Source organism: Streptomyces sp. ISL-43, from assembly GCF_018614195.1.
GTDB lineage: Bacteria > Actinomycetota > Actinomycetes > Streptomycetales > Streptomycetaceae > Streptomyces.
Window position 1 is genome coordinate 162,943 of record NZ_JAGGOT010000032.1, and the last position, 13,847, is coordinate 176,789.

Below are 13,847 nucleotides of genomic sequence, written 5' to 3' on the forward strand. Positions count from 1 at the left end.
CAGGCACCACGCATGAGCCACACGACCGCCGCCCCCCGCGAACAGGACGCGCCGCCCGCCGGCGACGCCGGGTCCCCCCTCGGCAACGGACTCAAGCAGCGCCACCTCTCGATGATCGCCCTCGGCGGCGTCATCGGCGCGGGCCTCTTCGTGGGCTCCGGCGCCGGCATCGCGGCCGCCGGCCCCTCGATCGTGCTCGCGTACGCCGCGTCCGGCCTGCTCGTGATGTTCGTGATGCGGATGCTCGGCGAGATGTCCGCGGCCAACCCGGCCTCCGGCTCCTTCTCGGTGCACGCGGACCGGGCCATCGGCCCGTGGGCGGGCTTCACCGCCGGATGGATGTTCTGGACGCTGCTGTGCGTGGGCGTGGCCATCGAGGCCATCGGCGCGGCGCACATCATGACGGGCTGGTTCCCGGGCACCCCCTCGTGGATGTGGGTGCTGCTCTTCATGGCGCTGTTCTGCGGCTCCAACCTGGCCGCCGTCTCCAACTTCGGCGAGTTCGAGTTCTGGTTCGCCGCCCTCAAGATCGGCGCGATCGGGCTCTTCCTGGGCCTGGGCGTGCTGGCCGTCATGGGTGTGCTGCCCGGCGCCGACTCCCCCGGCTCCGCCAACCTGCTCCACGACGGCGGCTTCCTGCCCAACGGCGTGGACGGACTGCTGGTCGGCCTGCTCGCCTCCGTCGTCGCCTACGGCGGCCTGGAGACGGTGACCATCGCCGCCGCCGAGTCCGATAATCCGGTCAAGGGCGTTGCCAAGGCCGTGAAGACCACCATGTGGCGGATCGCGATCGTCTACGTCGGCTCGATGCTGGTCATCGTCACGCTGCTGCCGTGGAACGACCCGGCGGTCACCGCCGACGGCCCGTACGCGGCCACCCTGGACCACCTGGGCATCCCGCACGCCGGCCAGGTCATGAACGTGGTCATCCTGATCGCCCTACTGTCCGCGATGAACGCGAACATCTACGGCTCTTCGCGCATGGCCTACTCCCTGGTGGCCCGTGGCCAGGGCCCCAAGGCGCTGGGCAAGGTCACCGGCCGGGTGCCGCGCCGCGCGGTGCTCGCCTCCTGCGGCTTCGGCTTCGTCACCGTGCTGCTGTCGTACTGGTACCCGGACACCCTCTTCGCCTGGCTGCTGAACATGGTCGGCGGCGTCATCCTCGTCGTCTGGGGCTTCATCGCCGTCTCGCAGTTCGTGCTGCGGCGCCGGATGGAACGTGAGGCCCCCGAGAAGCTGGCCGTGAAGATGTGGGGCTTCCCGTACCTGACGTGGGTCGCCATCGCCGGCCTGGCCGGCGTCCTGGTCCTGATGGCCATGGGCGAGGACACCCGGGTCCAGGTCGTCTTCACCGGCGGCCTGACGCTCGCACTGGCCGCCACGGGCTACGCGATGCAGCGCCGGGCGGCGGCGCGCGAAGCGGCGTAGCACCTCACGGAAATCCGGCCGGAGGCCGGGCTCGCGCGATCGCGCGGGCCCGGCCTTCCGCGTCGCGGAGGTACCGGTCAGGAGAGGTGACCCTTATGCGACTCCTGGAATAGATACTGCTAGCGTGCAGTTGCGCATTGATTGCAATAAGCAGTTGGCACGCCGAGGGGACCGGATCACACGCAATGGCCATCTACACGCTTCCTGAGCTTCCTTACGACTACGCGGCTCTCGAGCCGGTGATCAACCCGCAGATCATCGAGCTGCACCACGACAAGCACCACGCGGCCTACGTCGCGGGCGCCAACACCACGCTGGAGCAGCTGGAGGAGGCGCGCGAGAAGGAGAACTGGGGCGCGCTGAACGGCCTGGAGAAGAACCTGGCCTTCCACCTCTCCGGCCACATCCTGCACAGCATCTACTGGCACAACATGGCCAGCCCGAAGACCGGCGAGGGCGGCGGCGAGCCCACCGCGGCCGACGGCCTGGGCGACCTGGCGGACGCGATCACCGAGTCCTTCGGCTCCTTCGCCAAGTTCAGGAAGCAGCTGACCTTCGCGTCCTCCGCGACGCAGGGCTCCGGCTGGGGCGTGCTCGCGTACGAGCCCATCAGCGGCCGCCTGATCGTCGAGCAGATCTACGACCACCAGGGCAACGTCGGCCAGGCCTCCGTACCGGTCCTCGTGTTCGACGCCTGGGAGCACGCCTTCTACCTGCAGTACAAGAACCAGAAGGTGGACTTCATCGAGGCGATGTGGAACGTCGTCAACTGGCAGGACGTCGCCAAGCGCTACGCCGACGCCAAGGCGAACACCCCGCTGCTGATCCCCGTCAAGGGCTGATCGGCGCCACCCCAGCCCGTCCGCCTCGTGATCGTCTTCTCAACCTTCGCGTGCGGGCGTGTCCACCAGAAGGCCCCCGCGAGGACATGACTCGCGGGGGCCTTCTGTGCTGTCCCCGCCTACGGGGAGAGCCTGCGGACTAGTCGAAGATCGGACCCTGGGTGCGGGTGCGCTTGATCTCGTAGAAGCCGGGGATGGAGGCGACCATCAGGGTGCCGTCCCAGAGGCGGGCCGCGGCCTCGCCGCGCGGGGCGGGGGTGACGACCGGGCCGAAGAAGGCGATGTCCTCGCCGTCGGCGCCGGGCACCGAGATCACCGGGGTGCCGACTTCCTGGCCGACCCGGTCGATGCCGTCGTTGTGCGAGGCGCGCAGCACCTCGTCGTACTCGTCGGAGTCGGCGTAGTGGATCAGCTCGGCGGGCAGTTCGGCCTCGGCCAGCGCCTCGGCGATCGCCTCGCGGGTCGGCCCCGTACCCCCGTTGTGGAAGCGGGTGCCGAGCGCGGTGTAGAGCTTGCCGGTGACCTCGTCGCCGAACTTCTGCTGGGCGGCGACGACCACGCGCACGGGGGCCCAGCCCTTGGGGCCGAGCAGCTCGCGGTAGTGGTCGGGCAGCTGGTCGAGCTTGTTCTCGTTCAGGACGGCGAGGCTCATGACGTGCCAGCGGACCTCGACGTCACGGACCTTCTCGACCTCCAGCATCCAGCGGGACGTCATCCAGGCCCAGGGGCAGAGCGGATCGAACCAGAAGTCGACAGGAGTCTTCTCGCGCACCTGGGTATCAGCCATGTCTCTCCTCAGATCGGAACGTTCCTCCCTGCCCAACCGCCCTGACCGCACACGCATTCCCCCATGGGAGGATTCGGTCAGGTATCGCGATCACGCACGAAGGAGTGCACGTGCCCGGAGAGAATCTGTCCCGTGACGAGGCCCGCGAGCGGGCCGAGCTGCTGTCCGTCGACGGGTACGAGGTGGTCCTCGACTTGAGGTCCGCGGTGAACGAGGCCGAACCGGCCGAGGGCCCCCGGACCTTCCGCTCGGTGACCACCGTCCGTTTCCGGGCCGCCGCCGCGGGGGCCGCCACCTTCGCGGACCTCATCGCCCCGTCGGTGAACTCCGTCACCCTCAACGGGCGCGAGCTGGACCCGGCCGCCGTCTTCGACGGCTCGCGGATCGCCCTGGACGGGCTCGCCCCGGAGAACGTCCTGGTGGTGGACGCGAACTGCGCGTACAGCCGGACCGGCGAGGGCATGCACCGCTTCGTCGACCCGGAGGACGGCGAGGTCTACCTCTACACCCAGTACGAGCCGGCCGACGCCCGGCGGGTGTACGCGAACTTCGAGCAGCCCGACCTCAAGGCCCCGTACCGCTTCGAGGTGACCGCGCCCGAGGGCTGGCAGGTCTGGAGCAACGGCGCCGAGGAGTCCCGCGAGGGCCTGACCCGCCGCTTCGCCGAGACCGCGCCGATCTCCACGTACATCACGTGCGTGGTCGCGGGCCCGTACCACTACGTGACGGACACCTACACGCGCGGGGACCTGACGATCCCGCTCGGCGCGATGTGCCGCAAGGGGCTGGCCAAGCACTTCGACGCGGACGACGTCTTCCTCGTCACGAAGCAGGGCTTCGACCTGTTCCACGAGATCTTCGACTACCCGTACCCCTTCGGGAAGTACGACCAGGCCTTCGTGCCGGAGTACAACCTGGGCGCCATGGAGAACCCGGGGATGGTGACCTTCCGCGAGGAGTACATCTTCCGCGGGAAGGTCACGCAGGCCTCCTACGAGCGGCGCGCGAACGTCATCCTGCACGAGATGGCGCACATGTGGTTCGGCGACCTGGTCACCATGAAGTGGTGGGACGACCTGTGGCTGAAGGAGTCCTTCGCGGACTTCATGGGCTCCTTCGGACTGGTCGAGGCCACCCGCTTCGACCAGGCGTGGGTCACCTTCGCCAACAGCCGCAAGGCGTGGGCCTACCGGGCCGACCAGCTGCCGTCCACCCACCCGATCACGGCCGACATCCGTGACCTGGAGGACGCCAAGCTCAACTTCGACGGCATCACCTACGCCAAGGGCGCGGCGGTGCTGAAGCAGCTCGTGGCGTATGTGGGCCGGGACGCCTTCCTGGACGGCGCGCGGCGCTACTTCAAGGCCAACGCCTACGGGAACACCACGCTGGACGACCTGCTGTCCGTGCTCGCGGAGGTCTCCGGGCGCGATATGGCCGAATGGTCGCGGGCGTGGCTGCAGACGGCCGGCGTGAACGCGCTGACCCCGGTCGTCACTTGCGACGCGGGCGGCCGGGTGACCGAGCTGGCGGTGCTCCAGGACGGCGACGAGCTGCGCCCGCACCGGGTCGCGGTGGGCCTGTACCGGCTGGACCCGGACGGCTCCCTGGTCCGCTACGCGCGGGCCGAGGCGGACGTGGCCGGGGCGCGGACGGTCGTCGGCGAGCTGGCCGGGCAGGAGAAGCCCGCCCTCGTGCTCGTCAACGACGAGGACCTCACCTACTGCAAGATCCGCTTCGACTCGGTGTCGCTGGCCACGCTGCGCACGCACCTGGGCTCGGTGGCGGACCCGCTGACCCGCGCGCTGTGCTGGTCGGCGCTGTGGAACCTGACGCGCGACGCGCTGATGCCGGCGCGGGACTTCGTCTCGCTCGTACTGGCCCACGCGGGCCGGGAGACGGACGTCGGCGTGCTCCAGATGCTGCACGCGCAGGTGCTGACGGCGGTCGACCACTACGCGGATCCCCAGTGGCGGGAGCAGGGCGGCAAGGTGCTCGCCGCGTGCGCGCTCCAGGAACTGCGCTTCGCCGAGCCGGGGTCGGAGCACCAGCTCACGTGGGCCCGTTTCTTCGCGGCGGGTGCCGCGACCGAGGGTGACTTCCAGCTGCTGCTGGGGCTGCTCGAGGGCTCGGCCCGGATCGACGGGCTGGAAGTGGACCAGGAGCTGCGCTGGGACTTCCTGCTGCCGCTGGCCGCGCACGGGGCGATCGGCGACGACGTCCTCGCCGCCGAACTGGCGCGCGACGACACGGCCTCGGGCAAGCGGCACCAGGTGCGGTGCCTGGCGGCGCGGCCGTCGGCCGCGGTCAAGGACCAGGCGTGGGCGGCGGTGGTGGAGTCGGACGCGCTGTCGAACGCGCTGGTCGAGGCCACGATCGCGGGTATGCAGCAGCCCTCTCAGCGGGACCTGCTGGCCGGGTTCGCGCAGCCGTACTTCGCGGCCATCGAGGGGCTGTGGGCGGACCGGTCGATCCAGATCGGCATGGACGTGGTGCGGGGCCTGTACCCGTCGCTCCAGGACTCCCAGGCGACGGTGGACGCCACCGACGCATGGCTGGCCGCGCACGAGTCGGCCCCGCCGGCCCTGCGCCGCCTGGTCCTGGAGTCCCGCGACGACCTGGCCCGCGCGCTGCGCGCCCAGCACTGTGACGCGACGGCGGGCGAAGCCAGGTAGTCCTGGGCGGGCTCCCGGGGCAGAGCTCCGGGAGCCCGCACCGGCGCATCCCATCGGCAGTCGAACGCCCGTACTTTAGCCCTGTCTTGTCCCGATTTGCCGACGGATGTGTAACAGGGGTTAGCGAGGCCGTGGCCTGAGGGAATCACGGCGTCATGAACCACAACGCGCCCCTCCCCCTCGCCCACCTCACCGGCAGCCGCCCCCGCGTGCTCACGCTGGCCCAGCTCCGCGAGCACGGCGTCTCCGCCTCCGACGCCGCCGAGCGACCCTGGCAGCAGATCCTGCCGGGGGTGTTCCTGCTCCACTCCGGCCCCGCGACCAGCGAGGAGCGGCTGCACGCGGCGCTCCTCTACGCGGGGCGGCGCGGCGACGAAGTCATGATCACCGGGCTGGCCGCCCTCGCGCTGTACCGGTTCTCCTCCGCCCCCGCCCTGCTCGGTCTCCCCCACATCGACGTCCTCGTGCCGAACACCCGCCGGCTGCGGTCCGCCGGGCAGGTCCGCATCGTCCGGACGCACACCCCGCCCCGCCCGATGGAGGTCACCGGGCTCCCCGTCGCGCCGGTGGCCCGCGCCGTCGCCGACGCCGTGGCCCAGCTCTCCGACGCCGGCACGGTCCGCCGCCTGCTCAGCGAGGCCGTCCGCGGCGGGCACTGCGAACCGGCCGCCGTGGTGCGGGAGCTGACGGTGGCCCGGCTGCTGAACCGGCCGCACGTCGTGGACGCCGTCGAGTCGCTGCTCGCGGAGGGCCGGGCCATCGCCGAGGACCGGCTGTACCAGCTCGTACGGGGCTTCGAGCTCCCCGAGCCGGTCTGGAACGTGGACCTGCGGCTGCCCGGCGGCCCGCACCTGGGCGGGGTCGACGCGTACTGGCCCGAGCACGCGGTCGCCGTGGAGATCGACACGCGTGCCCCGCGCCAGGGCGAGGACGAGGAGTGGTCGGAGTCGGTCCGCAAGCGCGAGACGCTGGAGCGGTGCGGGGTGACCGTCCTGCACGTCACCCCGCGCAAGCTCCGCGACTGGCCCGAGCAGCAGGCGGCGGTCGTGCGGACCGCCCTGACGGCCTCCGGGGACCGCGAGCCCGCCGCCTACCTCGTCGTCCTGCCCAGGTGAGGCCCCGACGACGAAGGCGGCGCCGACAGCGCCGGATGCGACGGATTGGCGGGCGAGTACTCCGGAGCGCTCCACCGCAGCCGCCCCGGGTGCGCGCTCTCGACGACCGCGTCGACCCGGAAGCGGACCCACCGCCCCCCGTCGGCCCCGAACTCGGGCTCGGCCCGCCCGCTGAGCTGCAGCAGCCCCCCGCTCTCCCAGTCCGGGAACAGCAGCCCGGCCCGCGGGTCCGCCATCAGGTTCCCCAGCGTCAGGAACATCGTGTTGCCCGCGTAGTCCGGCCAGACCAGCTCGGTCGGCGACAGCACCTCGACGAAGCCCGGCATCCCGCCCCGGTGGCTCGCGTCCGCCCCGTCCGCCTCGGCGGTGGTGGCGACGAAGAAGGTGTCGGCGGCGCGGACGGCCCGCTCCTGGTCGGGGGTGAGCGCGTCCCTGCGCCGCACGACACCGGCTCCTTCGGCGGCGAGCGATACCGGCTGCCGCTTCTGGAGGTACTTGGGGCAATTGGCGAAGACCTGCTCGGCCGCCACCGCGAACCCGCCCGGGGCCGCCTCCAGGGTTCCGTTGAGCCTCATCCGGCGCCGGGTGCGCGGGTCGAGGGAGATGGTCCCGACCCGGGTGCCGCCGGTGGCCAGCGCCTCGGCCAGCGGATCGCCGACGGGCACCCCTCCGGCGACGGCGATCCGGTCCGGCCCGGTGGCCCGTACGAAGCCGGGGGCACCGGTCAGCATCGAGGCCCACAGCCGTCCGCCGGCGTCGGCGGCGCCGACGACCAGGTGTGGCTGCAGCTCCAGGAAGGCCGCTGCCACGTCCCTGATGTACGGGGTGATCGAGCGGCCGACGTGGACGGCGTGCTCGCGGACGCCGACCCGGTCCTGTACGGCCAGCGAGCCCCAGTGGTACCCGGACATTAGAAGAACCCGCAGGTCGGGGCCCCTGCGATGGGGGCATCGGACGCTTCGGCGCCGGTCGGCGCGGAGATCTCCAGCCGAGTCCCGTCCGGGTCGTGGAAGAAGATCCCGCCCGAGGCCGCGCCCTCTCCGTGAGAGACGACCCCCTCGTACTTGAAATCGACGCCCAGGCCCCGCAGCCGCTCCTCGTACGCCCGGACCTCCTCGATGCCGTCGGCGGAGAGCGCGAGGTGGTGCAGTCCGGCCGCGCCGGGCGCGTAGCCGTCCTCGGCCTGCTGCCACAGCGTGAGGACGAGCTCACCGTCCTGGCCGAGGAAGGCGTGGCCGCCGCCGTCCTCCCCGCCCCCGCCGAGCACCTCGAATCCCAGGGCGTCCCGGTAGAAGGCGAGCGAGCGCGCGAGGTCGGTGACGTTCAGCCCGATGTGGCCGGTGCGCAGCTTGCTGATGACAGCCGCCATGGCCGCCCCCTTTCGACAGGAGCCCCTCACGAGGCCTTTCGATCTTCCCGAGTTCTAACCTTCTATCTTCACGTTAAGGGTTAGCCCGGTGGGAGTCAACCGGTCACGTACTCTTAGGGGGTTAGTTCGACGGAGACCCGGAGGAACGCGAGATGGCGACACCGGCGGCGGACCCCCGCCCCCTGACCGGCGAACCGGTGGCCCTTGACCTGCTGAACACGCGCTGGATGCACGAAGGCGAGCCGGTCGACCTGTTCGCCGGGGCCTTCGGCCTCACCCGCGTCGAGGGCCTGGCGATCTGGCTGGAGAGCGCCGGGCTGGCCGGCCGCTTCCGCGCCGACGCCGCGACCCTGGTCCACCTGCTCACCGCCCGCGAGTCACTGGCCCGCGCCGTCGCCGACCCGGCCGACGAGAGCGCCCGCGCCCTGGTCGACGCCGTTCTGGAGCACGGGCGGATCCGCGCCACCCTGACCGCCGAGGGCCCCGGCGAGCGGGCCGAGTTCGACGACCCGTCCTGGGGTCCGGCCTGGACGGCCGCCCGCGACTACCTGGAACTGCTCGGATCCGACCCCGCCCGGATCCGCAAGTGCGCCTCCGAGACGTGCGTACTGCACTTCCACGACATCTCGCGCAACGGAACCCGGCGCTGGTGCTCGATGTCGGCGTGCGGAAACCGGGCGAAAGCCTCCCGCCACTACGCGCGCACGCGCGAGCGCTGAACCCCCAGAAGTTGTCACACCCGATCTGAGACCGAGGCGTGCCCCGGCCCTGATGGATGGTCGGGAAGTCTACAAATCAATCTTTGACCCCGAAGGTTCGTACCGGTACACCCCGGTACGGGCCTTCTGGCGTATCCAGCGCTCTGGCGGGAGTCCGCCACGGCAGGTATCGGTCAGTGACAACTCTCCCCAAAGAGCTGTCGCTTGCGCGAGGCTGACCGGTCATCCGGCACCGAAATCCGGACCGTATCTTTCACTTAGCCAGGGATGCTGATGACCCTCGACTCCCCCAGCTCCATATCCGCGACCCGGCGCGCCGTGCGCGTCGCGGCCGCGGCCGGCCTGGTGGCCGCCCTCGCGGCGGGCGGCGCCATGCCCGCCTTCGCGGCGACCGCCGCCGATGCCCCCACGCCCAACCCCGCGGTCAAATCGGCTGACCAGAAGCTCGGTTCGGCCGACGTCGAACTGCTGCAGGAAGCCAAGTCCAAGGGCGAGAAGACCGTCACCGTCATGGTCGCGACCGCCCCCGGCGAGACCCAGCAGGTGGCGAAGCAGCTCGACGACGTCCAGGGCGCCTCGGTGGGCCAGACGTACGACAAGCTCGGCTACGTACGCGCCACCCTGCCGACCGACAAGGCCGAGGGCGCGCTGAAGGCGGCCGCCAAGCTGTCTTCCGTGCACGGTATCGACCTGCGGCACGAGATCCAGCTGCCGGACCCCCGTCCGGACGCGGACCGCGAGAGCGCCGCGGTCGCGAAGACCGCGGCCGAGGCCTACCCGGGCCCGGACAAGAACACCCCGGCGAAGAACCCGTACAACCCGTCCTTCGAGACCGGTGCGCTGGACTTCCTCAAGAAGAACCCGAAGGCCGACGGCCGCGGCGTGACCATCGGCGTCCTGGACTCGGGCGTCGACATCGGCCACCCTGCGCTCCAGAAGACCACCACCGGCGAGCGCAAGATCGTCGACTGGGTCACCGCGACCGACCCGCTCGCCGACGGCGACGCCACCTGGCGGGCGCAGATCACCCCGGTCGCCGGCGGCACGTTCACCGCGGGCGGCGCGAGCTGGAAGGCCCCGGAGGGCTCGTTCCAGTGGAGCCGCTTCACCGAGTCGATCACCGCCAACGGGGACATGAAGGGCGACGTCAACCGGGACGGGGACACCACCGACCGGTTCGGCATGCTCTACGACCCGGTGGCCGGGACCGTCCGCGTCGACACCGACCAGGACAGCGACTTCACGAACAACGAGCCGATGAAGCCGTACAAGGACGGCTACCAGATCGGCTACTTCGGCACGGACAACCCGGCGACCGACGTCGCCGAGCGCATCCCGTTCGTGATCGAGATCCGCAAGGACGTCCCGATGGACCCGCTGGGTGGTGACTGGGTCGGCAAGAAGGCCGACTTCGTCAACATCGGCATCATCGAGTCCGAGCACGGCACGCACGTCGCGGGCATCACCGCCGCCAACGGCCTCTTCGGCGGCGCGATGAACGGCGAGGCGCCCGGCGCGAAGATCGTCTCCTCGCGCGCCTGCTCCTGGTCCGGCGGCTGCACCAACATCGCGCTGACCGAGGGCATGATCGACCTCGTCGTCAACCGCGGTGTGGACATCGTCAACATGTCGATCGGCGGCCTGCCGGCGCTGAACGACGGCAACAACGCGCGCTCCGAGCTCTACAAGAACCTCATCGACACCTACGGTGTCCAGCTCGTCATCTCGGCGGGCAACGAGGGCCCCGGCATCAACACCATCGGCGACCCCGGTCTCGCGGACAAGGTCGTCTCCGTGGGCGCTGCGGTCTCCAAGGAGACCTGGGCGGCCAACTACGGCTCCGGCGTGAGCAAGAAGTACAACATGTTCCCCTTCTCCTCGCGCGGTCCGCGTGAGGACGGCGGCTTCACGCCGACGATCACCGCCCCCGGCGCGTCGATCAACTCCATCCAGACCTGGCTGCCCGGCGCGCCGGTGAAGGAGGCCGGATACGACCTGCCGGCCGGTTACGGCATGCTCCAGGGCACCTCGATGTCCTCGCCGCAGGCGGCGGGCGCCAGCGCCCTGCTGATCTCGGCGGCCAAGCAGCAGCACATCGCCCTCACTCCGGCGACCCTGCGCATCGCGCTCACCAGCAGCGCGAAGAAGATCGACGACGTCCCGGCGCACGCCCAGGGCGCGGGCATGATCAACATTCCCGGCGCGTGGGAGTCCATCCAGCGCGGCGCGAAGGCCAACGAGTTCACCGTCTCGGCGCCGGTCGACACCGCGATCGACCAGTTCCTGAAGACCCCGGGCTTCGGCACCGGCGTCTACGACCGTGAGGGCGGCCTGAAGGTCGGCCAGAAGAAGGTCTACAACGTCGTCGTGACCCGCACCACCGGCGTCAAGTACGGCACCCCGCACAAGCTCAGCTGGCGCAACAACGACGGTACGTTCAAGCTCCTCACGGACTACGACTACGTCACCCTGCCGCTGAACAAGCCGGTCACCATCAAGGTCGAGGCGAAGGCCAAGTCGGCCGGCGTCCACAGCGGCATCCTGCAGCTCGACGACCCGACCACCGAGGGCATCGACAAGCAGATCCTCTCCACGGTCGTCGTCTCCGCCCCGCTGGCGAAGCCGTCGTTCTCCTACTCGGACACCTCGTCCGTGCAGCGCAACAGCCACAAGTCGTACTTCGTGACCGTCCCCGCGGGCGCCAAGACCCTCGAGGTCGCCCTCGGCGGTCTGAAGCCGGGCAGCCAGACGCGCTTCATCTCGATCCACCCGTACGGTGTGGGCGTCGAGGACAGCGCGACGACCCAGTGCTACCCGAACTACGACAACCCGGCGAACCTGTGCCGCCCCGACCTGCGCTCGTACCCGAACCCGCAGCCGGGCGTCTGGGAGATCGAGGTCGAGTCGCGCCGTACGTCGCCGCTGCTCGACAACCCGTTCAAGCTGGACGTCTCCGTGCTCGGCGCGGCCTTCGACCCCGCGGTCAAGGTCCTGCCCGAGGTCAAGCAGGGCACCCCGGCGCCGGTCCAGTGGACCGTGAAGAACGACGGTGCGGCCATCTCCGGCGGCAAGCTCCAGGGCGGCCCGCTCGGCTCCGCGAAGGTCGCCAAGCCGACCATCGCCGCCGGTGAGACCCACACCACCGAGGTCACGATCGGCGAGGGCGTCTCCCGCCTCGACATCGCGATCGGCAAGGTCTCCGACACCGCCGCCGACCTCGACCTCGACGTCTACAAGGACGGCGTCAAGGTCGGCTCCTCCGCCGACGGCGACTCCGAGGAGGCCGTGAGCCTCGTCAACCCGGCCGCGGGCACCTACACCGTCGAGGTGATCGGCTACGCGATCCCGTCCGGCTCCACCACGTACGACTACCGCGACGTCTACTACTCGGCCGCCCTGGGCACCGTCCAGGTCGACGAGGCCGCCGCGGTCAACCTCGCCAACGGCGCCTCGGCGTCCGTCTCCGCGAACGTGCTGGTCAACAGCGCCGCCCCGGAGGGCCGCCAGTTCTTCGGCGAGGTCAAGCTGCTCAACGCCCGCGGCACCGCCGCCGGCACCGGCAGCGTGCAGATCGAGAAGGTCCTCCCGTAACGGAGTGACCGTGTGACCGTATGACCGTATGGCCGCGCGTGACCGTGTGGCCTGTGATCACATGGCGGAGGGGCGGGTACCCGATCGGGTGCCCGCCCTTTCCGCTGGCCCCCTCGGGCCCTGCCGCCCGGGGCCCGTCCGTACTGCGGACAACGGATTGGACAAGCGGCCCGGGGTCGCACGCATGATGGAGCAGGCTTGCACCAGCTGTACGTACCAGAAGGAGTCACCGTGAGGGTCGGAATCGTCGGAGCCACCGGACAGGTCGGCGGAGTCATGCGCGGCATCCTCGCCGAGCGCAAGTTCCCGGTGGACGAGCTGCGGCTGTTCGCCTCGGCCCGTTCGGCCGGCTCGACCCTCGAGTGGGAGGGCCGGGAGATCACCATCGAGGACGCCTCCACGGCCGACTACTCCGGCCTGGACATCGTGCTCTTCTCCGCGGGCGGCGCCACGTCCAAGGCCCTCGCCGAGAAGGTCGCCTCGCAGGGCGCCGTCGTCATCGACAACTCCTCCGCCTGGCGCCGTGACCCCGAGGTCCCCCTCGTCGTCTCCGAGGTCAACCCGCACGCGATCAAGAACCGCCCCAAGGGCATCATCGCGAACCCGAACTGCACCACGATGGCCGCGATGCCGGTGCTGCGCCCGCTGCACGACGAAGCCGGCCTGACCTCGCTGATCGCCACCACCTACCAGGCCGTTTCCGGCTCGGGTCTGGCGGGCGTCGCCGAACTCAAGGGCCAGGCCTGCGCGGTCTCCGAGGCCGCCGACCAGCTGACCTTCGACGGCGGCGCGGTGGACTTCCCGGAGCCGGCCGTCTACAAGCGGCCGATCGCCTACAACGTGATCCCGCTCGCGGGCAACATGGTCGACGACGGCTCCTTCGAGACCGACGAGGAGCAGAAGCTCCGCAACGAGTCCCGCAAGATCCTCGAGATCCCGGAGCTCAAGGTCTCGGGCACCTGTGTGCGCGTGCCGGTCTTCTCCGGCCACTCCCTGCAGGTCAACGCCCGCTTCGCCCGCCCGCTGAGCGTCGAGCGCGCCTACGAGCTGCTGCGGGACGCCCCGGGCGTCGAGCTCTCGGAGATCCCGACCCCGCTGCAGGCCGCCGGCAAGGACGCCTCGTACGTGGGCCGCATCCGCGTCGACGAGACCGCCGAGAACGGCCTGGCGCTGTTCCTCTCGAACGACAACCTCCGCAAGGGCGCCGCGCTGAACGCGGTGCAGATCGCGGAGCTGGTCGCCGAGGAGCTGCGCGGCTGATCCCGCTCGCACACGCGTGACACGAAGGGGCGGCGCCGTCACGGCGGTTTCTAGGGATCGT

Annotated in this window: 10 protein-coding genes; 7 read left to right on the plus strand and 3 right to left on the minus strand. The window is 70.7% G+C overall.

The features are described 5' to 3' along the window. Positions 1-12 precede the first annotated feature (12 nt). Positions 13-1,428 (plus strand): amino acid permease, encoded by a 1,416-nt coding sequence (locus J7F03_RS19270; protein WP_214950980.1) that lies wholly within the window; start codon positions 13-15, stop codon positions 1,426-1,428. A gap of 185 nt (positions 1,429-1,613) precedes the next feature. Beyond that, positions 1,614-2,270, plus strand: a complete 657-nt coding sequence (locus J7F03_RS19275) for a superoxide dismutase (protein WP_214950982.1) — start codon at positions 1,614-1,616, stop codon at positions 2,268-2,270. A gap of 139 nt (positions 2,271-2,409) precedes the next feature. On the opposite strand, the gene J7F03_RS19280 is transcribed toward J7F03_RS19275, so the two are convergent. Further along, positions 2,410-3,057: a DsbA family protein gene (locus J7F03_RS19280; RefSeq protein WP_214950984.1), complete on the minus strand. Its 648-nt coding sequence runs from the start codon at positions 3,055-3,057 to the stop codon at positions 2,410-2,412. A 110-nt stretch (positions 3,058-3,167) separates the two neighbouring features. On the opposite strand from J7F03_RS19280, the gene pepN reads away from it, so the two are divergent. Together pepN and J7F03_RS19290 are read left to right on the plus strand one after the other, a co-directional pair. After that, entirely contained in the window at positions 3,168-5,732 is a 2,565-nt protein-coding gene (gene pepN, locus J7F03_RS19285; protein WP_214950986.1) for an aminopeptidase N, read from the plus strand. Positions 5,733-5,887: 155 nt separating this feature from the next. Continuing rightward, positions 5,888-6,847, plus strand: coding sequence for a hypothetical protein (locus J7F03_RS19290; RefSeq protein ID WP_214950989.1), 960 nt, complete (start codon positions 5,888-5,890; stop codon positions 6,845-6,847). On the opposite strand, the gene J7F03_RS19295 is transcribed toward J7F03_RS19290, so the two are convergent. Together J7F03_RS19295 and J7F03_RS19300 are read right to left on the minus strand one after the other, a co-directional pair. Continuing rightward, positions 6,823-7,758: a pyridoxamine 5'-phosphate oxidase family protein gene (locus tag J7F03_RS19295; protein ID WP_214950991.1), complete on the minus strand. Its 936-nt coding sequence runs from the start codon at positions 7,756-7,758 to the stop codon at positions 6,823-6,825. The two genes, J7F03_RS19290 and J7F03_RS19295, sit on opposite strands and share 25 nt — an antisense overlap. Beyond that, positions 7,758-8,216: a VOC family protein gene (locus J7F03_RS19300; protein ID WP_214950993.1), complete on the minus strand. Its 459-nt coding sequence runs from the start codon at positions 8,214-8,216 to the stop codon at positions 7,758-7,760. The genes J7F03_RS19295 and J7F03_RS19300 overlap by 1 nt, the downstream gene beginning before the upstream one ends. Before the next feature lie 152 nt (positions 8,217-8,368). Between J7F03_RS19300 and J7F03_RS19305 the strand changes: the two genes are divergently transcribed. The 3 genes from J7F03_RS19305 (at position 8,369) to J7F03_RS19315 (ending at position 13,786) form a co-directional block, all read left to right on the plus strand. After that, entirely contained in the window at positions 8,369-8,935 is a 567-nt protein-coding gene (locus J7F03_RS19305) for a CGNR zinc finger domain-containing protein (protein ID WP_214950995.1), read from the plus strand. A 273-nt stretch (positions 8,936-9,208) separates the two neighbouring features. Next, entirely contained in the window at positions 9,209-12,526 is a 3,318-nt protein-coding gene (locus J7F03_RS19310) for a S8 family serine peptidase (RefSeq protein WP_214950997.1), read from the plus strand. Between the two features lie 231 nt (positions 12,527-12,757). Then, positions 12,758-13,786, plus strand: coding sequence for an aspartate-semialdehyde dehydrogenase (locus J7F03_RS19315; RefSeq protein ID WP_214950999.1), 1,029 nt, complete (start codon positions 12,758-12,760; stop codon positions 13,784-13,786). Positions 13,787-13,847: the final 61 nt, after the last annotated feature.